Here is a 21,885-nt window from a genome sequence, read left to right on the forward strand (position 1 = left end):
TGCCCTCCAGCTCCGGCGACGACAACAACCTGACCGCACCCGGCCCCGGCGTCCGGCAGGGCGATCCGGGCAGCGCCACCGGCGCGGCCCTGGGCGGGGGCACCGCGACGGCCGCGACCACCACCGCCACCACGGTCGGCGGCGGCACGCTCACCCAGCCGCGGATCCCCGCGCAGGTCGCCGAGCGCGGCGAGGGCGCCGACGGGACCGAGGCCGCCGAGCCGGTCGGTCTCGGCACCTCGCCGATCCGCGCCGACGCGCTGGCCAAGGCCATGGGGACGTTCCCCTACGCCGCCGACCTCTGGGCCGAGGGCCTGCTCTGGGGCGCGGTCGCGCGCTCGCCGTACGCCCACGCCCGGATCCTCTCCATCGACTACGGCCCGGCCCTGGCGATCCCCGGGGTGTACGCCGTGGTCACCGCCGCCGACCTGCGGCTCGGCCCGACCGGGCAGCCGGACGGCGCGCCCAGCGGACCGATCGTGCAGGACCGCCCGGTGTTCGCCGCCGACGTGGTGCGGCACTTCGGCGAGCCGGTCGCGGCCGTCGCCGCCGACCACCCCGACACCGCCCGCCTCGCCGCCGCCGCGATCACCGTCGCCTACGAGCCGCTGGAGCCGCTGACCGACCCGGAGGCGGCGTTCACCGCCCCGCCGATCCACCCCGACGGCAACCTCTTCCGGCACCAGCCGGTGCGCTTCGGCGACCCCGAGGTGGTCGGCGACGTCGTCGTCGAGGGCCTCTACAAGGTCGGCCGGCAGGACCCCGCGCCGATCGGCGCCGAGGCCGGCCTCGCCGTGCCGCGCCCGGACGGCGGCGTGGAGCTGCATGTCGCCAGCACCGACCCGCACGGCGACCGGGACCGCGCCGCGCACTGCCTCGGCCTGGAGCCGGACCGGGTCCGACTGGTCGTCAGCGGCGTCCCCGGCGCCACCGCGGACCGGGAGGACGTCGGCTTCCAGGTCGCCCTGGGGCTGCTGGCGATCCGCACCGGGCATCCGGTGAAGATGGCGCTGACCAGGGAGGAGTCCTTCCTGACGCACCCTCACCGGCACCCGGCGCTGCTCCGCTACCGGCACCACGCCGACGCCGAGGGCCGACTGCTCAAGGTCGAGGCCCAGCTGCTGCTGGACGGCGGCGCCTACGCCGAGGTGTCCAGCGAGGCACTGGCCGCGGCTGCGGCGATGGCCGCGGGCCCCTACGTGGTCCCGCACGTCTTCGTGGACGCCTGGGCGGTGCGCACCAACAACCCGCCGGCCGGGCGAATGCGCGGCGAGGGCTCGCTGCAGACCTGCTTCGCCTACGAGTCCCAGCTTGACCGGCTGGCGGCGGCGCTGGACCTGGACCGGTTGGAGATTCGTCGACGCAACGCCATGTCGACCGGCGACCTGCTGCCCACCGGCCAGGCCGTCACCTGCCCGGCCCCGGTCAGCGAGCTGCTGGACGCGCTGGCCGCCGAGCCGCTGCCGCCGCTGCCGGTGGACCAGCCCGACGACGAGTGGCTGCTGCCCGGCGGCCCCGGCGGCGCGGGCGACCCGGCCGCCGTGCGGCGCGGCATCGGCTACGCCGTCGGCATGGTGCACATCCTGGGCGCCGAGGGCGCGGACGAGGTCTCCACGGCCTCGGTGCGCGTCAGCGGTTCGCAGGCCTCGGTGATGTGCACGGCCGTGGACACCGGCACCGGCTTCTCCACCCTGGCCCGGCAGATCGTCCAGGACGTGCTGGGCATCACCGACGTCTACATCGCGCCGGTGGACACCGACCAGCCCCCGGCCGGTCCGTCCGCGCGCGGACGGCAGACCTGGGTCTCCGGCGGCGCCGTCGAGCGTGCGGCGCTGATGGTGCGGCACCAGCTGCTGCAGCCACTGGCGATGCAGTTCGGGATGTCGCCGGAGCTGCTCACCATCAGCGACGGCAAGATCACCTCCTACGACGGGGTGCTGGGCATGCCGGTGCTCCAGGCCCTGGAGGGCAAGGACCTGTGGGCCACGGCGCAGTGCCGCCCGCACCCCACCGAGCCGCTGGACTCGGAGACCGGGCAGGGCGACGCCTTCGTCGGCCTGGCCTTCTGCGCGATGCGCGCCGTGGTGGACGTGGACGTGGAGCTGGGCACGGTCCGGGTGGTCGAACTGGCGGTGGCCCAGGACGTGGGCCGGGCGCTCAACCCCGAGCAGATCGAGGCCAGGATCGAGGCCGGCGCCACCCAGGGTCTCGGCCTGGCGCTGATGGAGGACCTGGTCAGCGAGGGCGGCCGGATCTCCAACGCCTCCTTCACCCGGTACCGTCTGCCCACCTCCCTGGACGCCCCCGCGATCAGGGTGGTGGCCCTGCTGGAGGAGCGCGACGTGGTCGCCCCCTTCGGCGCCAAGGCCGTCGGCGCGGCCCCGGCCACGGTCGCCCCGGCGGCGGTCGCCGCGGCGGTCAGGGCGGCCACCGGGCGGCAGGTCAACCGGCTGCCGATACCGGCGGAGGACGTCGCCGGGTAGGCGGAAGATAACAGGCCGATCACGGCGGAACGCTCAGGCTCTGCTCAGAGCTCTCTCACAAAGCTCCCTCAGGGTGGTGGAGGACGGACCAAGGTCCGCACCAGCCGAGCGAACGGAGCAGCGTGATGGCACGGAGAGCAGGGCGGACCCCCGAGACCGCTCGCAAGGGGGCGAACCGCACCTCGGCGGTGAGCGCCGGGGTCGCCGTGGTGAGCGTTGCCGGGACCCTGGCGCTGATGGCGGCGATGCCGTCCACCTCGACCACGGCGGACACCGGCACGACGGACACCACTTCGACCCCGACCACGTCGACCACTACTCCTTCGGCATCAACCCCGTCGTCCTCGGCGTCCTCCTCGGCGTCGTCCTCGGCCTCGTCCAGCACGAGCGGGCTGTCCACCCCCAGCTCCAGCCCGACCGCGAGCAGCAGCAGCGCGTCCAGCAGCAGCACGTCCAGCAGTTCCGGCAGCACGTCCGGCTCCAGCAGCAACAGCGGCAGCTCCGACACCACCTCCGGGGGTTCCTGATGACCGCCCGCACCGCGACCGCGCCCCCTACCGCCACCTCCACCCCCACGCCCACCGCCTCCGCCGACTGGCGCGCCCTCGGCTGTGCCGTCCGGCTGGTGGTCACCGACCCGCTCCGGCTGGACGACTGCCGCGACGCGCTGGCGCACTGGCTCGACGAGGTCGACGCCGCCTGCAGCCGCTTCCGCGACGACTCCCACCTGGTCGGCCTGAACACCGCGGCCGGCTACGCCGACGGGCACCCGGTCCCGGTGGTCCCGCTGCTCGCCGAGGCCCTGGCCGCCGCGCTCCGGGCGGCCGAGCTCACCGACGGCGACGTCGACCCCACCGTCGGCTCGGCGATGGCTGCCATCGGCTACGACCGCGACTTCCAGCTGGTCGAACGGGACGGCCGGCCGGTGCGGCTGCTGGTACGGCCGGTGCCGGGCTGGCGCAAGGTCGTGCTGGACCCGGACGCCTGCACCGTCGCCATGCCCCCGGGCGTGGAGCTCGACCTCGGCGCCACCGCCAAGGCCTGGGCCGCGGACCGGGCCGCCGCCCGGCTCGCCGCGGACGCCGGCTGCGGCGTCCTGGTCAGCCTGGGCGGCGACACCGCCGTGGCCGGGAGCGCCCCCGAGGGCGGCTGGCGAATACGGGTCCAGGACGCCACCGGACCCGTCGACGCGGCCGCCGAGGGCCCGCACGCGCTGGTCACCATCCGCGACGGCGGCCTGGCCAGCTCGGGCATCAGCGCCCGGCGCTGGCGGCGCGGCAGCCGTCCGATGCACCACCTGGTCGACCCGCGCACCGGCCTCCCGGCGGAGACGCCCTGGCGCACCGTCAGCGTCGCGGCCGGCACCTGCCTGGACGCCAACACCGCCAGCACCGCCGCGATGGTGCGCGGCACCTCGGCCCCGCAGTGGCTGGCCGACCACCGCCTCCCGGCCCGGCTGGTCGCCGCCGACGGCACCGTCACCGCGGTGGCCGACTGGCCCGCCGAGGCGGAAGTGCAGCAGGAGGTGGCGGCATGAGTTCGTCCTCCCCCGTGCTCTGGTACGCGGGCCAGGCCACCGGCGTGGTCTCGCTGGTGCTGTTCTCCGCGGTCACCGTGCTGGGTGTGACGGTGCAGATGAGGGGTCGGCTCCCGGGCCTGCCCCGGTTCGGCACGGTCACCCTGCACCGCACCCTCTCCATGCTGGCGATGGTGTTCCTGGCGATCCACATCGTCACCGCCGTCGCCGACTCCTACGTCAACATCAGCCTGGTCGACAGCGTGGTGCCGTTCGTCAGCGACTTCCAGCCGCTCTGGCTCGGCCTGGGCACGGTCGGCTTCGACCTGCTGCTCGCCGTGATCGTCACCAGCGTGCTGCGGGCCAGGATCGGGCACCGGGTCTGGCGCGCGGTGCACTGGCTGGCCTACGCGTCCTGGCCGGTGGCCGTGGTGCACGGGCTCACCCTGGGCTCCGGCACCGGCGGGATGGCCTCCGGCGTGGCCCTGTGGCTGACCGTGGCCTGCGTGGCCGCCGTCCTGGCCGCCGTCGCGGTACGGATCCGGGTGGCGCTGCGGCCCTCGGCGCCGGAGACCCCGGCCGCGCTGCTGGCGCGCTCCGAATCGGTCGACGCCGCGCACCGCACCGCGGCTGCCGCCCCGGCCCGCGAGTACGCCGACACCCGGAAGGGAGCCTGACGGCCATGACGACCATTCCTCAGCCCGCCGGCGCCGTCCTGCACGACGCCCTGCCCCGGCTGCTGCCGCGGACCCCGCTGGACCTGGCCGCCCACACCGCGCAGTACGGCCCCCGGGCCGGCGCGCAGGGGCTGTCGGCGATGCTCGCCGAGGCCGGGCTGACCGGGCGCGGCGGTGCCGCCTTCCCGGTGCACCGCAAGCTGGAGGCCGTCGCTGCGGCGGCCGGACGCAGCGGACGGACCCCCGTCGCCGTGGCCAACGGCTGCGAGGGCGAACCCGCCAGCCACAAGGACGCGACGCTGCTGCGGCTGGCCCCGCACCTGGTCCTGGACGGGCTGCTGACCGCCGCCGAGGCGATCGGCGCCCGGACCGCGCACCTGGCCGTGGAGCAGGGCAGCGGCCTGCTGCCCGGGCTGCGCGCCGCACTGGCCGAGCGCGGCGGCGACCGGGTTGAGCTGACCGAGGTGCCGCGCCGGTTCCTCTCCGGCGAGTCCTCCGCGCTCACCGGCTACCTCTCCGGCGGCAGCGGTCTGCCCCGCTTCCCGCAGCCGCCGACCCGCGAACGCGGCGTCGGCGGGGCGCCCACCCTGGTGCAGAACGTGGAGACGCTGGCCCAGCTGGCGCTGGTCTCCCGCTACGGCCCCGGCTGGTTCCGCACCGCGGGCACCGCGGCGGAGCCCGGCTCCATGCTGTGCACCGTCCACACCGCCGGGGCGGCGCCCCGGGTGTGCGAAGCCTCCACCGGGACGCCGCTGCGGCGGCTGTTCGGCCCGCTCCCGTCGCCGGTCCAGGCGGTGCTGGTGGGCGGCTACCACGGCAGCTGGCTGCCGGCGGCCGCGCTGGACCGGCGCCTGGCCGCGGCCGACCTGGGCGTGCCGCTGGGCGCGGGCGTGCTGGCGGCGCTGCCGGCCGACCGCTGCGGGCTGGTCGAGACCGCCCGGGTGCTGCGCTACCTGGCGCTGGAGTCGGCCGGACAGTGCGGCCCCTGCCTCAACGGGCTGCCGCGGATCGCCGCCGCCTTCGCCGATCTGGCCTCGCCGCTGCGGGCCGTCGGCTCGCCCCGGCTGCTCGACGACCTGGCCCGCTGGTCCGGCCTGGTCGAGGGCCGCGGCGTGTGCCACCACCCGGACGGAACGGTGCGGCTGGTGCGCAGCGCCCTCACCGTCTTCGCCGCCGAGGCCTCCGCCCACCAGGTCGGCTACTGCACCGGCAGCAACCCGGCGCCGCTGCTGCCGGTCCCGTCCGACCCCGCTCCGGAGGGCCTGCGATGAACACCGACCTGCGACTCGCCGTCGACTGGACCGCCTGCACCGCCCACGGCCTGTGCGCGGAACTGCTCCCGGAGCGGATCACCCTGGACGAGTGGGGCTACCCCCTGGTCGAGGGCACCCCGCTCCCACCCGAAGCCGTCCGCCGCGCCAAGCGGGCCGCCGCCGACTGCCCGGTACTGGCCCTGAAACTGCAGTGAGAATCCGTGCGTGAATGCGTCATGAATTCACGCACGGCAATATAAATGCAATGGGAGGAAATCCCACGGAAGGACTGGAGGCCATGACCGGATTCGAACCGGCGTAAACCGCTTTGCAGGCGGTCCCCTCAACCACTCGGGCACACGGCCGTGACAGGGGTGACGCAGAGATCGGGCAGACAGTGCTTCAGCAGACTCTGCTTCAGCTGACGGCGGGACAGCAACACGCCGTACAGCGGCTCCGGGTGCGACAGGTGCCGACGCGAACCATGCTGCTGGTGTTCATCGGTCCTCCTTCGGGTCGCTATTCCGGTGCTGCTCGATGCATTTGACTCTACGGTATTCACCCCCGTGTCAGTCAACAGATTCTCGGAAAAGAATGCGGACCTAGGGCGGAAGGACCAGTGGCACTAGGTCGCACGACAGGGGTCAACCCAGCAGATGACCCTTACACTCGCTTCAGTGACCACCCACACCACCCACCCCGCCGCGACCGGAGCCGAGCCCGCCCAGGAGACCGTGCTGAGCGGTCCGTACCGGGCGCTGACCTTCGGCATCGTGTCCACCGTGCTGCTCGTGGCCTTCGAGGCGACGGCCGTGAACACCGCGATGCCGGTCGCCGCCCGGGCCCTGCACGGGCTCGGGCTCTACGCCTTCGCCTTCTCCGGCTTCTTCACCGCCAGCCTGCTCGCCATGGTGGTCTCGGGGGAGTGGTGCGACAAGCGCGGACCGCTGGGACCGCTCAGCGCCGGCATCGCCGCCTTCGGCGCCGGCCTGCTGGTCGCGGGCACCGCGCAGGACATGGGCGTCTTCGTCGCCGGCCGGGCCGTGCAGGGGCTGGGCGGCGGGCTGGTGATCGTGGCCCTGTACGTGGTCGTCGGCCGGGCCTACCCGGAGCGGCTGCGGCCCTCCGTCTTCGCGGCCTTCTCGGCGGCCTGGGTGCTCCCCTCGATCGTCGGCCCGGTGGTCTCCGGGACGGTCACCCAGCACCTGGGCTGGCGCTGGGTGTTCCTGTCCATCCCGGTGCTGGTGCTGCTGCCGGTCTCGCTGATGCTCCCTCAGCTGCGCCGGCTGCAGGCCGGCGACGACTCCGGGCGCAGCTGGGCGCTGAACCGCGGCCGGCTGCTGTTCGCCCTGGCCCTGGCCGTCGGCGCGGGGCTGCTCCAGTACGCGGGGCAGCTGCTGGACGGCTACGCGCTGATCCCGGCGGCGGCCGGACTGCTGCTGCTCGTCCCCGCCGTCCGCAGGCTGCTGCCGCACGGGACCTTCCGCGCGGCGCGCGGCCTGCCCACGGTGATCCTGCTGCGCGGCCTCGCGGCCGGCACCTTCTTCGCCGCCGAGTCCTTCATCCCGCTGATGCTGGTCACCCAGCGCGGCCTGTCGCCGACCCTGGCCGGGCTCTCGCTCACCAGCGGCGGGCTGAGCTGGGCGCTCGGCTCCTGGGTCCAGGGCCGCTCCTGGGCCGACCGGCACCGCGGGCTGCTGATCCGCACCGGCTTCCTGATGTCGGCCGCGGCCATCGCCGGCGCCGGGCTCGCCCTGGTCCCGGCCGTCCCGCCGTACGCCGTCGCGTTCGCCTGGGCGGTCGGCGGCATGGGCATGGGACTGACCATCGCCAGCGTCGGGGTGCTGATGCTGGGCCTCTCGGACCCCGACGACACCGGTGAGAACTCCGCCTCGCTCCAGGTCAGCGACGCGCTCGGGAACGTGCTCCTGGTCGGCTTCGCCGGCGTGCTCTTCTCGGTGGTGGGCACCGGGACCAAGGGCGGTTTCGCCGCCATCTTCGCCGTGATGGCGACGATTGCCCTGGTCGGAGCGGTGGTGAGCGGACGCACCGCGAAACGGCACAGCTGAAGACGCGGGTACGACACATCGCCCCGGTAGGGTAGGCGGGTTGTCCGAAGACCCTCGAAGTTCGTCCAGCCGAAGTTCGTCCAGCCGAACTGCATCCTGCCGCCGACCCTGCCGGAGACCGTGAGTACTGCAACCGCCTCCCACCACCTGTCCCCTGCCTTCCCCGGCCGGGCCCCCTGGGGTACCGCGGGGAAGCTGCGCGCCTGGCAGCAGGCCGCCATGGAGCGCTACATCGAGGCGCAGCCGCGTGACTTCCTGGCCGTGGCGACGCCCGGCGCCGGGAAGACCACCTTCGCGCTGACGCTGGCGTCGTACCTGCTGCACAACCACGTGGTGCAGCAGATCACCGTGGTCGCGCCGACCGAGCACCTGAAGAAGCAGTGGGCGGAGGCGGCGGCGCGGATAGGGATCCGGCTGGATCCGACCTACAGCAGCGGCCGGCTGTCGCCCGACTACCAGGGCATCGTCATCACCTACGCCGGCGTGGGCGTCAACCCGATGCTGCACCGCAACCGGGTCGAGCAGCGCAAGACCCTGGTGATCCTGGACGAGATCCACCACGCCGGCGACTCCAAGTCCTGGGGCGAGGCCTGCGCCGAGGCCTTCGAGCCGGCGACCCGGCGGCTCGCGCTGACCGGGACGCCGTTCCGCTCCGACACCAACCCGATCCCCTTCGTCAGCTACGAGGCCGGCAACGACGGGGTCCGCAAGAGCGTCGCCGACTACACCTACGGCTACGGCCACGCCCTGGACGACCATGTGGTCCGGCCGGTGATCTTCCTCTCCTACAGCGGCAACATGCGCTGGCGCACCAAGGCCGGGGACGAGGTCGCCGCGCGGCTCGGCGAGCCGATGACCAAGGACGCCATCGCCCAGGCCTGGCGGACCGCACTGGCGCCGCAGGGCGAGTGGATGCCCAATGTGCTGCGGGCGGCCGACAAGCGGCTGACCGAGGTGCGCAAGGGGATCCCGGACGCCGGCGGGCTGGTGATCGCCACCGACCAGAACGTGGCCCGCGCCTACGCCAAGATGATCAGGGAGATCACCGGGGAGAAGGTCACCCTGGTGCTGTCCGACGAGGCCGAGGCCTCCCAGCGGATCTCCGACTTCTCCGAGGGCACCCAGCGCTGGATGGTCGCGGTGCGGATGGTGTCCGAGGGCGTGGACGTCCCGCGCCTGGCCGTCGGGGTCTACGCCACCTCGATCTCCACACCGCTGTTCTTCGCCCAGGCGGTGGGCCGCTTCGTCCGGGCCAGGAAGCGCGGCGAGACGGCCTCGGTCTTCCTGCCCTCGGTGCCGACCCTGCTGACCTTCGCCAACGAGATGGAGCTGCAGCGCGACCACGTCCTGGACCGGAAGAAGAGCAAGGAGGACGGCCTCTTCGACGAGGAGGACGCGCTGCTCGCCGAGGCCGAGAAGACCAAGGACGAGGCCGACGGCGGCATGGACGAGCTGCCCTGGGAGGCGCTGGAGTCCGACGCGGTCTTCGACCGGGTGCTCTACGACGGCCATGAGTTCGGCATGCAGGCGCACGCCGGCTCGGAGGAGGAAGAGGAGTACCTCGGCATCCCCGGCCTGCTGGAACCGGACCAGGTGCAGATACTGCTGCAGAAGCGGCAGACCCGGCAGATCCAGCGCAGCAAGGCCAAGCCGGCCGAGGAGGCCGACCTGATCGAGCTGCCGGCCGAGAAGCGTCCGGTGGTCACCCACAAGCAGCTGCAGGAGCTGCGCAAGGAGCTGAACGGGCTGGTCGGCGCCTGGCACCACCGCACCGGCCAGCCGCACGGCACCATCCACAACGAGCTGCGGCGGGTCTGCGGCGGGCCGCTCACCGCGCAGGCGACGGCGGGTCAGCTCCAGGCGAGGATCAAGAAGATCCAGGAGTGGGCCACGAAGATCACCTGACGGCCGGTCGGCGGCCGGCCGGGGTGTCCGGGGTGTCCGGTCAGGGCGCCGCCGGGCCGGTGATGTAGGTGCCCGAGGTGCTGTAGGGCCAGCCGTTGTCGACGCAGCCCTTCATGCCCTTGAGCTGCTGCATCATCACCGGCGCCGGATCCCCGACGCCGGCGCAGGTGACGTGGTTGTGGCCGAGCGAGTGGCCGACCTCGTGGTTGATCGCCAGTGCGTGGTAGAGGTCGGCCTGCCCCTTGTAGGCAGGGGTCAGGTCGATCCAGCGGGCCACGTTCTCGGCCACCTGGTTGCCGCTGTTGCTGCAGTTCACCCCGCCCTTCAGCACTTCGAAGATGGTGGTGATGCCGAAGGTCTGGCAGCGGCGGTCGGTGGTCTCCGGCGAGGCCAGGTAGATGGTGAAGGCCACCGGGCCGGAGTCCACCCGCTGGAACGACCACAGGCCGCCGGCGCTCCAGCCCTGCTTGGTGTTGTCCAGGACGGCGTCCACCTCGGAGGCGAACAGCGCGGCGCTGATCCCCAGGCCGTTCTCCACGGCGACCTTGTAGCGCTTGAGGGTGCCCGTCCCGTAGCGCTTGGTGGTGCCGGTCGCGTAGGTGTAGGTCCCCGGGCCCGAGGAGGGCCAGCTGGTCGGCAGCAGGGCGGCGGTGGAGGCTGACGCCGAAGCCGAGGTCGAAGCCGGGGCGGACTTCGAGGCCGAGGGCGAGGCCGCCGAGCGGGGCGCGCCGGGGGAGCTGCTGCCCGCCGTCGAAGCGCCGCCGCTGCCTGCGGCCGACGGGGTCGACGGGTTCGACTCGGCGGCGGTGGCCCTGGTGTTGCCCGAGCCGTTCAGCAGGTAGCCGCCGACCCCGAGCACCGCCACCAGTGCCATCGCGCCCAGGGCCTTGGGCGCGGAGCTCCGTCTCGGTCTGCGCCGCCCGCGCCCGGACGCGCGTCTGCGCCCGCCGCTCGGGGGAGCGGAGCGGGCTGACGCGCGACGGGAGCCAGGGGACATGGGTCAGGAACTCTCTGTGCGGGAAGGGAACCGAGGTGCACCAGCGAATACATCTGGGTCACGCGGATGGTTGCACACGTTCCTGAAGTCCCTGACAGCAAAATGGATTCGGTCACGGTTCGGTAAGGCGAGATGTCCGGTTGCCCCGCCTTGCCCCGGTCGGTTCCTCGCTCAGCGATGAATCCTGACCGAATTCTGGACAACCCCTTCCGCTGGGCGGTGTCGGCTCACTAGCGTCCACCCTCACCACACATCCGGCGGAAGAGGAGCACAGGCGGTGACCGCCGAGACTTCACAGACCCTGGACCGGGGCGTCCAGGTCCTCAAACTCCTCGCCGACTCCGAGCGGGGGCTCACCGTCACCGAGCTCGCCGGGCGCCTCGGGGTCAACCGCACCGTGGTCTACCGGCTGCTGGCGACCCTGGAGCAGCACGGTCTGGTCCGCCGGGACATCGGCGGCCGGGCCCGGGTCGGCCTCGGCGTGCTGCGGCTCGCCCACCGGGTGCACCCGCTGCTGCGCGAGGCCGCGCTGCCCGCGCTGCGGAGCCTGGCCGAGGACCTCGGCGCGACGGCGCACCTGACGCTGGTGGACGGGAACGACGCGCTGGTGGTCGCGGTGGTGGAGCCGAGCTGGACCGACTTCCACGTGGCCTACCGGACCGGGCTGCGGCACCAGCTGGACGAGAACGCCGCGGGCCGGGCGATCCTCGCTGCGCGGGCGCTGCCGTACGGGGCCCGGCCGGAGCCGCCGTTCGTCGCGACCGGGGCCGAGGAGCGGTCCGGGGCCTGCGGGGCGGCGGCGGCGTTGCTGGGGCTGAGCGGGATCGAGGGGTGCGTCGGGGTGGTGATGCTCGGGGGGATGGTGCCGGAGCGGGTCGGACCTCGGGTCGTAGAGGCTGCGGCGGACGTGGCGGAAGCGCTGCGGTGAGGTGGTTCGGGTCTGTGGACGGCCCTACGTCGGTGGAGGGTTGGCCGCGCAGTTCCCCGCGCCCCTGACGGCTCGCTCCGCGAGCCGATGAGGGGTCGGCGACGGCGGTGTGTTTTGATGCGCGGTGTGCTGTTCACTCTGCCTTCGTCGATGTCCCGTCGTTCCGTCGTCCTGACGGTGTGCGCCGCTGTGGTGGTGGCGCTGCTCGGGGTGGCGGCGTTCGCGCCGTTGCCGTTCACGATCATGTATCCCGGGATCACCGCCAACACGCTGGGCAGCTACCCGGAGAAGGCGTCGGACGGACAGCAGCCGCAGCAGGTGATCACCATCACCGGTGCGACGGTGCGGCAGACCAGCGGTGCGCTGCGGATGACCACGATCGAGGCGACCGCGCCGCAGGATTCGGTCAGCCTGCTGCAGGCGGTCCGGGCCTGGCCGAACCCGCGCGAGGCGGTCGTGCCGCACGACGCGGTGTACCCGGCCGGCCAGAACGTGCAGCAGGTCAATGCGACCAACCAGCAGGAGATGACCGAGTCGCAGTCGGACGCCACCACGGCCGCGCTGAGCTACCTGCACCTGGACGCGGCCAAGGTGAAGGTGACCATCAACCTCGCCAGCGTGGGCGGTCCCAGCGCCGGGCTGATGTTCACCCTGGGGATCGTCGACCTGCTGGACGGCAACGGCACCGGCAAGGCGGGTGCGGCCGGTGACCTGACCAACGGCGCGAACATCGCCGGTACCGGGGCGATCGACGGCGCGGGCAAGGTCTCCGAGGTCGGCGGGGTGGCGCTGAAGACCAAGGCGGCGGCCAGGGACGGCGCCACGGTGTTCCTGGTGCCCAGCTCCGAGTGCTCGGACGCGCGGGCGAACACCCCGGCCGGTCTGCGGCTGGTCCCGGTGGACACCCTGGGCCAGGCGGTCAACGCGCTGAAGGCGCTGCAGCAGGGGACCGGCACCGTCCCGTCCTGCTGACCGGCCGGACCGACCGGCCGGGCGTGCCTCAGGGCTTGCGGTAGAAGGTGCCGGTCAGCGTGCCCTCGCCGATGGCGTGGGCGTGCAGTCCGGTCGGGTCGAAGGCGATGACCTTGCCGATCTTCGTGGGGGAGTAGCCCTTCGGCAGGGCGTAGACCGTGAAGACGTAGTCGTCCTCGGTGCCGCCCTCGGGGCACGGCGGCAGGTACGTGGTGACGATGTGCCCCTGCGGCTGCTGCCCCTCGGTGACCCCGGTGGTGCCCGCCGGTATCTCGACGGTGTACCAGTGCGTCAGGTCGGCGGCGCTGGTGTCCTCCATGTAGAGGGCCAGCCAGGCGGTGTCCTTGGGGACGCCGGTCCAGCTCAGCGGCGGGATGGTGCCGGTGCCCGAGCAGGTGTACTGGGCCGGGATGGTCTGCGAGTCGGCGAAGGCGCTGCTGGTCAGGGTGATCGCCGCCGGGGTGGAGCTCTGGGCCGGGGCGGAACTGCTGCCGCAGCCGGCCAGGGCCAGCAGCGGTGCGACGAGCGCGGCGGTGCGGACGGTGGTGCGGTGCACGGCGGATTCCCCCAGTGATGCGATCCGATGATGCGATCCGACAGGTATGGACCAGTGGCCTTGCTGTGAAGACCATAGGTACGGACCAATGATCGATCAAGGGTTGAGGGAGGATCAGCTCTTGGGCTTCACGAAGCCCTGGTCGATCAGCCACTGTCGGGCCACCGCCCGCGGGTCCTGGCCGTCCACGTCCACCTTGCCGTTGAGGCTCTGGGCGACGGTGTTGTCCAGCTTCGCCGAGAGCGGGTTCAGCAGCGCCGGGATCTGCGGGTACCTCTGCACCGTCCTGGTGGGCAGCACCGGGGCCGCGTTGTAGTTGGGGAAGAAGTGCTTGTCGTCGTCGAGCACCTTCAGCCCCAGCGCCGGGATCCGGCCGTCGGTGCTGTAGACGTCGCCGAGCAGGCAGGCGCTGCCGGCGGACAGGGTGGTGTAGACGATCCCGGCGTCCATCGTCCTGATGTTGGACTTGGGGATGCTCATGCCGTACGCCTTCTCCATGCCGGTGAGGCCGTCGTCGCGGACGGCGAACTCGTTGTCGACGCAGAGCGTCACCGCCGAGGGGTTGGAGTGGGACAGGGCGGCGACGTCGGACAGCGTCTTCAGGTGGTACTTGGCGATGTTGGTCGCGTTGCCGCCCAGTGCGTAGGTGTCGTTGAGCCGGGACTGGGGCAGCCAGGTGACGCCGTTCTTCAGGTCCGCGTCGTGGACCGCCTGCCACTGCTTCTGCGGGTCGGTGATCGGCTCGGTGTTGCCGAGGTAGGTGATCCACCCGGTGCCGGTGTACTCGTACATCGCGTCGGCGGTGCCGGAGACGATGGCCTGCCGGGCTCCGATGGAGCCGGAGATGTTGGTCTTGTCGATCACATGGGCCCCGGCGGCCGTCCAGACCAGCCCGATCATCTCGGCGAGGATGACGTTCTCGGTGAAGTTCTTGGACGCGATGGTCAGGTTGACGCCCTTGAGCGGCTGGCCCTGGCCCAGCGACCCCGGCACCAGGTCCTCGGGGATCTCGGTGCCGCTGTGCAGGCCGCAGCCGGAGAGGGCGAAGGGGAGCAGCAGCGCGAGCGGGAGGGCCAGGGTGCGGGGCCTCACTGGTGCACCTCCAGGCCGCGCGGGCTGAGCTGGAGCTCGGCGAGCGAGGCGAGCCAGTCCACCAGCAGGGCCAGACAGACCGTCAGCACCGCGCCGACGATCAGCACCCGGGTGCGCTGGGTGGTGATCCCGGCGGTGATCAGATTGCCCAGACCGCCGCCGCCGGCGAAGGCGGCCAGGGTGCCGGTGCCGACGTTGAGGATCAGCGCGGTACGGACCCCGGCCAGGATCAGCGGCACCGCCAGCGGCAGCTCCACCCGGCCGAGCACCCCCACCGGGGACATCCCGATGCCCCGGGCGGCGTCCAGCAGGGTGGGGTCGATGGCCCGCAGCCCGGCCATGGTGTTGCTGAGCACCGGCAGCACCGCGTAGGCGACCATGCCGATCAGGGCGGTGCGCTGGCCGATGCCCAGCCAGAAGGTGAGCAGCGCCAGCAGGCCGATGGCGGGGGTGGCCTGGCCCAGGTTGGCCAGTGCGATGGCCACCGGGGCGGCCGGGCGGGCGAACCCGCGGCTCAGCAGGATGCCCAGCGGCAGCGCGATGACCAGCACGAAGAAGGTGGAGATCGCGGTCAGTTCGATCTGCTGCCAGAGGTAGAGCCGGACCTGGCCGCCGTTGAGCGAGTTCTTCTCGATGGAGTCCAGGCTGACGTTGGTGATCCACAGGTACAGCGCCAGCAGCAGCGCGAGCAGCACCAGCGGGGTGACCAGCAGCTTGCCCTTGGTGATCCGGTCCCACTTCACGGGTGCTCACCCCCCGCTCCGTCGGCCGCACCGCCCCCGGGCTCGCCCTCCAGGGCGGACCGCTGGTGCTGCTGCGACTCCTGGAGCTCGGCCAGCTCCTCGCGGTGCTCCAGGGCGGTGAGCCGGTCCGCCTCCAATAGCTCGTGGACCGAGTTCAGCAGGGTCTCCATGTCGACCACGCCGACGTACTCGCCGCGCCGTCCGGTGATCGCGACCCGGCCGCCGTTGTCGGTGAGGACCGCCTCCAGCGCGTCGCGCAGCGTGGCATCCGCGCTGACGGTGTGGCTGACCAGTGCGCCGGCCCGGGCCAGCGAGCCCCGGGCCCGCATCAGGTCGCCGCGGCGCAGCCACTTGTAGGGCCGGGAGCGCCGGTCCAGCAGCAGGATCTCGTTGGAGCCGCCGCTGCGGAACCGGTCGAACAGGTCCTGCAGCGGCTCGTCCACGGTCACGGCGGGGAAGTCGACGATGCCGACGTCGCGCACCCGGGTGAGGTTGAGCCGCTTGAGCGCCGCGCCGGCGCCCACGAACCCGGAGACGAAGTCGTCGGCGGGGTTGGTGAGGATCGCCTCGGGGGTGTCGAACTGGGCGATGTGCGACTGCTCGCGCAGCACCGCGATGCGGTCGCCCAGCTTGATGGCCTCGTCGAAGTCGTGGGTGACGAAGACGATGGTCTTGTGCAGTTCGTGCTGGAGCCGGATCAGCTCGTCCTGGAGGTGGTCCCTGGTGATCGGGTCCACCGCGCCGAAGGGCTCGTCCATCAGCAGCACCGGCGGGTCGGCGGCCAGGGCGCGGGCCACGCCGACGCGCTGCTGCTGGCCGCCGGAGAGCCGGCGCGGGTAGCGGTCGTGGAACTCCCGGGGGTCCAGACCGACCAGGTCCAGCATCTCCTCGACCCGGTCCTTGATCCGCTGCTTGCCCCAGCCGATCATCCGCGGCACCTGGGCGATGTTCTCGGCCACGGTGAGGTGCGGGAACAGTCCGGAGGACTGGATGGCGTAGCCGATCCGGCGGCGCAGCTTCACCGGGTCGATGTCGGTGACGTCCTCGCCGTTGATCCTGATCCGTCCGGAGCTGGGCTCGATCAGCCGGTTGATCATGCGCAGGGTGGTGCTCTTGCCGCAGCCGGACGGGCCGACCAGGATCACCGTCTCGCCGGCGCCGATCTCCATGCTGACCGAGTCCACCGAGGGGTTGGGGTTGCCCGGGTAGCGCTTGGTCAGGTTCTCCAGCTCGATGGTCGCCCCGGTGATCGGCGCGTCATTGGTGACCACGGGGGCGGCCGCGGGCTCGCTTGTCGAAGGGCGTGACGAGGCGTCAGGCACGGATACCCGCCGATACGGTCAGGCGCCCCAGCAGCACCAGGGCGGCGTCGAAGATGAACGCGAGCAGGACGATGCCCACCGTTCCGGCGACCACCTCGTTGAGTGCGTTGGCGCTGCCGAGGCTGGCGATCCCGCTGAAGATCTCATTGCCGAGCCCCGGGCCCGAGGCGTAGGCGGCGATGGCCAGGATGCCCATGCTCATCTGGGTGGAGACCCGGATGCCGGTGAGGATGGTGGGCCAGGCGATCGGCAGTTCCACCCGGACCAGCCGGGCCAGCCCGGTCATCCCGATCCCGCGCGCGGCGTCCACCAGCGCCGGGTCCACCCCGCGCAGCCCGACCACCGAGTTGCGCACGATCGGCAGCAGCGCGTAGAGCACCAGGGCGGTGACGGTCGGCGGTACGCCGAGGCCCAGCACCGGGATCAGCAGGCCGAGCAGGGCGTAGGAGGGGATGGTGAGGATGGTGCCGGTGGCCAGCGTGGCGATCCGGCCGGCCCGGTCGCTGCGGTAGGTCAGCGCGCCGATGCCGACCCCGAGGACCACGGCGACGACCATGCACTGGAACACCGCGCTGGCGTGCTGGTAGGTGTCCGAGATCAGCTGGTCCTGGCGGCTGCTGACGTAGTCCCAGAAGTTCACTCGGCCCTCCCTCCCGCCTCTCTGCCGTGTCGTCAGTCCCCGGCGGCCTGTTCCACCAGTGGAAGCACGCGGAACGGAACCGGATTCTCCAGGGCAATCGCGGTGGAAGCCCGGACAATGCCATCAAACCCCACAACCCGGTCGATCACCCGCTGGAGATCGGCGTTGGAGCGGGCCACGATGCGGCAGAGCATGTCGCCCTGGCCGGTGATGGTGTGCAGTTCCAGCACCTCCGGCACGGAGGCCAGATGGGCCCGGACATCGGCGCCCTGACCTTGGGAGATCTCCAGGGTGGCGAAGGCGGTGACCGGGTAGCCGAGGGCGGCCGGGTCCAGCTGCGGGGCCGAGCTGCGGATCACCCCGTTGGCCCGCAGCCGATCGAGTCGGGCCTGGACGGTGCCGCGCGCGACCCCGAGCCGGCGCGAGCACTCCAGCACCCCGGGCCGGGGCTCCTCGGCGAGCAGCGCCAGCAGCGCGGCGTCCAGCGGGTCGATTCCGGATGCGGTGGGCATGGACGGCTCCAGGTGGGCAGAATGTACACAGAGAATGGGGTATAGCTGGCTCTGCTGTACAGCGTGTTCAGTGTTTCGCGGGACGGTTGCGCAGTCCCCACCGGGGCGAGACGGTACCGGCATCCGCACCCCACAGCTGGAGGACGCCATGACTGACGAGTTTCCCGTGAAGGGCATGGACGCGATCGTCTTCGCGGTCGGCAACGCCAAGCAGGCCGCGCACTACTACTCCACGGCCTTCGGCATGCGGCTGGTCGCCTACCAGGGGCCGGAGACCGGCGAGCGGGAGACCGCCTCGTACGTGCTGGAGTCGGGCTCGGCCCGCTTCGTCTTCACCTCGGTGGTAAAGGCGGCCACCGAGCGCGGGGTCTTCCTGGCGCAGCACGTCGCCGCGCACGGGGACGGCGTGGTCGACCTGGCCATCGAGGTCCCCGACGTCTACGCGGCCCACGCCTACGCCGTCGGCCACGGCGCGACCAGCCTGGCGGAGCCGTACGAGCTCAAGGACGACCACGGCACGGTGGTGCTGGCCGCCATCGCCACCTACGGCGAGACCCGGCACACCCTGGTCGACCGCAGCGGCTACGACGGCCCCTACCTGCCCGGCTTCGTGGGGCGCGGACCGCTGGTGGAGCCGCCCGCGCGGAGCGGGGGTTCGGGGGTGTCCCCCGAAGGGCGCTGGTTCCAGGCGGTGGACCACTGCGTGGGCAATGTGGAGCTGGGGCGGATGGACGAGTGGGTGTCCTTCTACAACCGGGTCATGGGCTTCACCAACATGAAGGAGTTCGTCGGCGACGACATCGCCACCGAGTACTCCGCGCTGATGTCCAAGGTGGTCGCGGACGGCAGCCGCAAGGTGAAGTTCCCGCTGAACGAGCCGGCCGCGGCCAAGAAGAAGTCGCAGATCGACGAGTACCTGGAGTTCTACGGCGGCCCCGGCGTCCAGCACCTCGCCCTGGCGACCAACGACATCGTGGCGACGGTACGGGCGATGCGCCTGGCCGGGGTGGAGTTCCTGGACACCCCGGACTCCTACTACGACACCCTGGGCGAGTGGGTCGGCGAGACCCGGGTGCCGCTGGAGCAGCTGCGCGAGCTGAAGATCCTGGCCGACCGGGACGAAGACGGCTACCTGCTGCAGATCTTCACCAAGCCGGTGCAGGACCGGCCGACGGTCTTCTTCGAGCTGATCGAGCGCCATGGCTCGATGGGCTTCGGCAAGGGCAACTTCAAGGCGCTGTTCGAGGCGATCGAGCGGGAGCAGGAGCGCCGCGGCAATCTGTGACGTCCCCTCGGACGCGGCCGTTCAGAGGGTCATTCAGGTGAACCTGCGGGCGATGACAGATCATCAGTTCTAGGCTGCACAGATGATCGCTCGCCGCCTCCTCGCCCTCGCCGCGACCCCCGTGCTCGCCGCCCTCCTGGCAGGTGCCTCCCAGGGGGGCGGCGCCACGCCCGGCGCCCCCACCGCCGGGGATCCCTACTTCCCGCAGTCCGGGGACGGCGGCTACCACGTCGTCCAGTACCGGATCGGCCTCGGCTACACACCGGCGTCCCGGCACCTGGACGCGACGGCGGTGCTCACCTCCAGGGCCACCCAGAACCTGAGCTCCTTCGACCTGGACCTCTCCGGACTGACCGTCAGCAGCGTCCGGATCGACGGGCGGGCGGTGGCCTTCAGCCGCAGCGGAGTGAAGCTCAAGGTCACGCCGGCGCACGCGCTGCCCAAGGGCCGCACCTTCACGACCACGATCACGTATGCGGGGGTGCCGAAGGACGTCACCGACCCGGACGGCTCGGCCGACGGCTGGATCGTGCAGAAGGACGGCTCGGTGTTCGTCGCGAGCGAGCCGCAGGGCGCCATGACCTGGTTCCCCAGCAACAGCCACCCCCTCGACAAATCGACCTACCAGGTCTCGGTCACCGTCCCGGACGGCTGGACCGCCGTCTCCAACGGCCGCCTGCAGAACCGGCGCAGCAGCCACGGCCGCACCACCTTCGACTGGCGCGAGACCAGCCCGATGGCCGCCTACCTGGCCACCGCCAGCATCGGGAAGTTCCAGGTGCAGAGCTACCGGACCGCCTCCGGCCTCCCCGTCTACAACGCCGTCGACCCGGCCGAGGCCAAGGCGGCGGCCCCGGTGCTGGCCCGGATCCCGGCCGTGATCGCCTGGGAGAGCAAGCTCTTCGGGCCGTACCCCTTCGACGCGGCCGGCGCCATCGTCGAGCACGCCCACGGCGTGGGCTACGCCCTGGAGACCCAGACCAGGCCGATCTACGACCGGGCGCCCGACCTCGACACCCTGGTCCACGAGACCGCGCACCAGTGGTTCGGTGACTCGGTCAGCCTGGACCGCTGGAAGGACATCTGGCTGAACGAGGGCTTCGCCACCTACGCCGAATGGCTCTGGGACGCCCAGCACGGCGGCCCGAGCACCGCCCAGCGGCTCGCCACCGACTACGCCCTGCCGGCCGGCAACGACCTCTGGGCCTTCCCGGCCGGCGACCCGGGAGAGGCCGCCAACATCTTCGGCACGCCGCCCTACGAGCGCGGCGCGATGGTGCTGGAGAAGCTCCGCGAGCGCGTCGGCGACAGGGCCTTCTTCACCATCCTGCGGAGCTGGGCCGGCGACCGCCGCTACGGCCACGGCGACACCGCGCAGTTCATCGCGCTCAGCGAGAAGATCTCCGGCAGGAAGCTGGACTCGCTGTTCGCGACCTGGCTGTATGGGCAGGGCAAGCCCGCGACGCTGTAATCGGTAATCGTGCACCCAGCTGGGAGAACACAGCCATGAGTGACCTGGTCGACCTGCTCAGGGAGGGACTGCCGGAAGCGGCGGTCGTCACCGACCCCGAGGTGACCGCCGCCTACCGCCAGGACATGGCGGGGTTCTGCTCCAGCGGGAACCCGGCGGTGCTGGTGTTCCCGGACACGGTCGACCAGGTCAGGCATGTGATGCGGACCGCGACCGCGCTGCGGGTCCCGGTGGTCCCGCAGGGGGCGCGCACCGGGCTCTCCGGCGCGGCCAACGCGGTGGACGGCTGCATCCTGCTGTCCCTGGTGCGGATGAACCGGATCCTGGAGATCGACCCGGTGAACCGGATCGCGGTGGTCGAGCCCGGCGTAGTCAACGCGGCGCTGTCGCAGGCCGTGGGGGTGCACGGGCTGACCTACCCGCCGGACCCGTCCAGCTGGGAGAGCTGCACCATCGGCGGCAACATCGGCACCGCTTCGGGCGGCCTGTGCTGCGTCAAGTACGGCACCACCAGCGAGTACGTGCTGGGCCTGGACGTGGTGCTGGCCGACGGCGAACTGCTGCGGACCGGGCGCCGTACCGCCAAGGGCGTCGCCGGGTACGACCTCACCCGGCTGCTGGTCGGCTCCGAGGGCAGCCTGGGCGTCGTCGTCGGCGCCACCCTGGCGCTGCGGCCCAGCCCGCCCCCGCAGCTGGCGCTCGCGGCCGAGTTCCCCAGCACGGCCGCCGCGTGTGTGGCGGTCTGCGCGGTGATGGAGGCCGGTTTCACCCCCTCACTGATGGAGCTGATGGACACGGTCTCGGTACGGGCCGTCAACTCACTGGCCCAGATGGGCCTGCCGGACTCCACCGCGGCGCTGCTGCTGATCGCCTTCGACACCCTCGACCCGGTCGCCGACCTCGCCGCCGCCGGGGAGATCTGTACGGCGTACGGCGCGACCGAGGTCGTCCCGGCGGCCGACAGTGCGGAGTCGGAGCTGCTGCTCCAGGCCCGCAGGCTGTCGCTGACCGCGATGGACACCCTGGGCACCACCATGGTCGACGACGTGGCGGTACCCAGGTCGGAGCTGGCCGCGATGATCGACGGGGTGGCCGCGATCGCCGAGCGATTCGACCTCACCATCGGGGTGGTCGCCCACGCGGGCGACGGGAACACGCACCCGGTGGTGGTCTTCGACGCGTCCGACCCGGAGGAGACCGCGCGGGCGCGGGAGTCGTTCGACGCGATCATGGCGCTGGGGCTGGAGCTGGGCGGGACGATCACCGGGGAGCACGGGGTGGGGCTGCTCAAGCGGGAGTGGCTTGCGCGGGAGATCGGGCCGGTGGGGGTGGCTCTGCAGCGGCGGATCAAGGCGGCGTTCGATCCGTTGGGGTTGTTGAACCCGGGGAAGGTCTTCTGAGCGGTGCACGCTGGTGGTGGGCTGGGCGCGCGCGCAGTAAAAGACACAGCCCCGCGCCCCTTTC

20 protein-coding genes and 1 tRNA gene are annotated in these 21,885 nt (G+C 72.2%); 12 read left to right on the forward strand and 9 right to left on the reverse strand.

Annotated elements, in window-relative coordinates:
* Positions 1–89: 89 nt before the first annotated feature.
* The gene (locus tag ABUW04_RS38545) at positions 90–2,483 is read left to right on the forward strand and encodes a xanthine dehydrogenase family protein molybdopterin-binding subunit (RefSeq protein ID WP_380568967.1); all 2,394 of its coding nucleotides are present in this window, start codon (positions 90–92) and stop codon (positions 2,481–2,483) included.
* A 55-nt stretch (positions 2,484–2,538) separates the two neighbouring features.
* Here the strand turns inward: ABUW04_RS38545 and ABUW04_RS38550 are convergent, their stop codons facing one another.
* On the reverse strand, positions 2,539–2,994 hold the full coding sequence (locus ABUW04_RS38550) for a hypothetical protein (protein WP_380568947.1): 456 nt from the start codon (positions 2,992–2,994) through the stop codon (positions 2,539–2,541).
* Between the two features lie 15 nt (positions 2,995–3,009).
* On the opposite strand from ABUW04_RS38550, the gene ABUW04_RS38555 reads away from it, so the two are divergent.
* From ABUW04_RS38555 to ABUW04_RS38570, 4 genes are read left to right on the forward strand one after another with little or no spacing between them, the layout of a single operon-like run.
* Positions 3,010–4,020, forward strand: coding sequence for an FAD:protein FMN transferase (locus ABUW04_RS38555; RefSeq protein WP_380568948.1), 1,011 nt, complete (start codon positions 3,010–3,012; stop codon positions 4,018–4,020).
* Positions 4,017–4,676 carry a ferric reductase-like transmembrane domain-containing protein gene (locus ABUW04_RS38560; protein ID WP_380568949.1) on the forward strand — a complete coding sequence of 220 codons (660 nt, stop codon included), beginning with the start codon at positions 4,017–4,019 and terminating at the stop codon, positions 4,674–4,676. Before ABUW04_RS38555 ends, ABUW04_RS38560 begins: the two co-directional genes overlap by 4 nt.
* 5 nt (positions 4,677–4,681) lie before the next feature.
* Positions 4,682–5,947 (forward strand): NADH-ubiquinone oxidoreductase-F iron-sulfur binding region domain-containing protein, encoded by a 1,266-nt coding sequence (locus tag ABUW04_RS38565; RefSeq protein WP_380568950.1) that lies wholly within the window; start codon positions 4,682–4,684, stop codon positions 5,945–5,947.
* Complete coding sequence (locus ABUW04_RS38570; protein ID WP_030260570.1) at positions 5,944–6,144, forward strand: ferredoxin; 201 nt, start codon at positions 5,944–5,946, stop codon at positions 6,142–6,144. The genes ABUW04_RS38565 and ABUW04_RS38570 overlap by 4 nt, the downstream gene beginning before the upstream one ends.
* Before the next feature lie 75 nt (positions 6,145–6,219).
* On the opposite strand, the gene ABUW04_RS38575 is transcribed toward ABUW04_RS38570, so the two are convergent.
* A tRNA-Cys gene (locus tag ABUW04_RS38575) sits at positions 6,220–6,294 on the reverse strand.
* 291 nt (positions 6,295–6,585) lie between these two features.
* Here ABUW04_RS38575 and ABUW04_RS38580 point away from each other — a divergent pair.
* Positions 6,586–7,998 carry an MFS transporter gene (locus ABUW04_RS38580; protein ID WP_380568951.1) on the forward strand — a complete coding sequence of 471 codons (1,413 nt, stop codon included), beginning with the start codon at positions 6,586–6,588 and terminating at the stop codon, positions 7,996–7,998.
* 120 nt (positions 7,999–8,118) lie between these two features.
* Entirely contained in the window at positions 8,119–9,903 is a 1,785-nt protein-coding gene (locus ABUW04_RS38585; protein ID WP_084715087.1) for a DEAD/DEAH box helicase, read from the forward strand.
* A gap of 40 nt (positions 9,904–9,943) precedes the next feature.
* Here the strand turns inward: ABUW04_RS38585 and ABUW04_RS38590 are convergent, their stop codons facing one another.
* Positions 9,944–10,777 (reverse strand): DUF3152 domain-containing protein, encoded by an 834-nt coding sequence (locus ABUW04_RS38590; protein WP_380568952.1) that lies wholly within the window; start codon positions 10,775–10,777, stop codon positions 9,944–9,946.
* A 400-nt stretch (positions 10,778–11,177) separates the two neighbouring features.
* On the opposite strand from ABUW04_RS38590, the gene ABUW04_RS38595 reads away from it, so the two are divergent.
* A complete protein-coding gene (locus ABUW04_RS38595) occupies positions 11,178–11,828 on the forward strand; it encodes an IclR family transcriptional regulator (protein ID WP_030260563.1) in 651 nt (216 codons plus the stop codon).
* 150 nt (positions 11,829–11,978) lie between these two features.
* Entirely contained in the window at positions 11,979–12,800 is an 822-nt protein-coding gene (locus ABUW04_RS38600) for a S16 family serine protease (RefSeq protein WP_037596977.1), read from the forward strand.
* A gap of 28 nt (positions 12,801–12,828) precedes the next feature.
* Here the strand turns inward: ABUW04_RS38600 and ABUW04_RS38605 are convergent, their stop codons facing one another.
* From ABUW04_RS38605 to ABUW04_RS38630, 6 genes are all read right to left on the reverse strand, one after another.
* On the reverse strand, positions 12,829–13,356 hold the full coding sequence (locus ABUW04_RS38605; protein WP_380568953.1) for a YbhB/YbcL family Raf kinase inhibitor-like protein: 528 nt from the start codon (positions 13,354–13,356) through the stop codon (positions 12,829–12,831).
* Positions 13,357–13,470: 114 nt separating this feature from the next.
* Positions 13,471–14,448 (reverse strand): glycine betaine ABC transporter substrate-binding protein, encoded by a 978-nt coding sequence (locus ABUW04_RS38610; RefSeq protein WP_037596933.1) that lies wholly within the window; start codon positions 14,446–14,448, stop codon positions 13,471–13,473.
* Entirely contained in the window at positions 14,445–15,191 is a 747-nt protein-coding gene (locus ABUW04_RS38615; protein WP_051726108.1) for an ABC transporter permease, read from the reverse strand. Before ABUW04_RS38615 ends, ABUW04_RS38610 begins: the two co-directional genes overlap by 4 nt.
* Complete coding sequence (locus ABUW04_RS38620; protein ID WP_380568954.1) at positions 15,188–16,462, reverse strand: betaine/proline/choline family ABC transporter ATP-binding protein; 1,275 nt, start codon at positions 16,460–16,462, stop codon at positions 15,188–15,190. The genes ABUW04_RS38615 and ABUW04_RS38620 overlap by 4 nt, the downstream gene beginning before the upstream one ends.
* A gap of 43 nt (positions 16,463–16,505) precedes the next feature.
* Positions 16,506–17,153 carry an ABC transporter permease gene (locus tag ABUW04_RS38625; protein ID WP_380568955.1) on the reverse strand — a complete coding sequence of 216 codons (648 nt, stop codon included), beginning with the start codon at positions 17,151–17,153 and terminating at the stop codon, positions 16,506–16,508.
* Positions 17,154–17,185: 32 nt separating this feature from the next.
* A complete protein-coding gene (locus tag ABUW04_RS38630) occupies positions 17,186–17,665 on the reverse strand; it encodes an Lrp/AsnC family transcriptional regulator (protein ID WP_380568956.1) in 480 nt (159 codons plus the stop codon).
* A gap of 148 nt (positions 17,666–17,813) precedes the next feature.
* Between ABUW04_RS38630 and hppD the strand changes: the two genes are divergently transcribed.
* From hppD to ABUW04_RS38645, 3 genes are all read left to right on the forward strand, one after another.
* Entirely contained in the window at positions 17,814–18,950 is a 1,137-nt protein-coding gene (gene hppD, locus ABUW04_RS38635; RefSeq protein WP_380568957.1) for a 4-hydroxyphenylpyruvate dioxygenase, read from the forward strand.
* A gap of 82 nt (positions 18,951–19,032) precedes the next feature.
* Positions 19,033–20,421: a M1 family metallopeptidase gene (locus ABUW04_RS38640; RefSeq protein WP_380568958.1), complete on the forward strand. Its 1,389-nt coding sequence runs from the start codon at positions 19,033–19,035 to the stop codon at positions 20,419–20,421.
* A 35-nt stretch (positions 20,422–20,456) separates the two neighbouring features.
* Positions 20,457–21,821 (forward strand): FAD-binding oxidoreductase, encoded by a 1,365-nt coding sequence (locus ABUW04_RS38645; RefSeq protein ID WP_380568959.1) that lies wholly within the window; start codon positions 20,457–20,459, stop codon positions 21,819–21,821.
* Positions 21,822–21,885: the final 64 nt, after the last annotated feature.

Source organism: Streptacidiphilus jeojiensis, from assembly GCF_042510965.1.
Classification (GTDB): domain Bacteria; phylum Actinomycetota; class Actinomycetes; order Streptomycetales; family Streptomycetaceae; genus Streptacidiphilus; species Streptacidiphilus jeojiensis.

Coding starts and splice junctions, on each gene's coding strand:
- ABUW04_RS38555 (WP_380568948.1), top strand. CDS start 3,010: ATGACCGCCCGCACCGCGACCGCGCCCCCTACCGCCACCTCCACCCCC.
- ABUW04_RS38560 (WP_380568949.1), top strand. CDS start 4,017: ATGAGTTCGTCCTCCCCCGTGCTCTGGTACGCGGGCCAGGCCACCGGC.
- ABUW04_RS38565 (WP_380568950.1), top strand. CDS start 4,682: ATGACGACCATTCCTCAGCCCGCCGGCGCCGTCCTGCACGACGCCCTG.
- ABUW04_RS38570 (WP_030260570.1), top strand. CDS start 5,944: ATGAACACCGACCTGCGACTCGCCGTCGACTGGACCGCCTGCACCGCC.
- ABUW04_RS38580 (WP_380568951.1), top strand. CDS start 6,586: ATGACCCTTACACTCGCTTCAGTGACCACCCACACCACCCACCCCGCC.
- ABUW04_RS38590 (WP_380568952.1), bottom strand. CDS start 10,777: ATGGCACTGGTGGCGGTGCTCGGGGTCGGCGGCTACCTGCTGAACGGC.
- ABUW04_RS38600 (WP_037596977.1), top strand. CDS start 11,979: ATGTCCCGTCGTTCCGTCGTCCTGACGGTGTGCGCCGCTGTGGTGGTG.
- ABUW04_RS38630 (WP_380568956.1), bottom strand. CDS start 17,665: ATGCCCACCGCATCCGGAATCGACCCGCTGGACGCCGCGCTGCTGGCG.
- hppD (WP_380568957.1), top strand. CDS start 17,814: ATGACTGACGAGTTTCCCGTGAAGGGCATGGACGCGATCGTCTTCGCG.
- ABUW04_RS38640 (WP_380568958.1), top strand. CDS start 19,033: ATGATCGCTCGCCGCCTCCTCGCCCTCGCCGCGACCCCCGTGCTCGCC.
- ABUW04_RS38645 (WP_380568959.1), top strand. CDS start 20,457: ATGAGTGACCTGGTCGACCTGCTCAGGGAGGGACTGCCGGAAGCGGCG.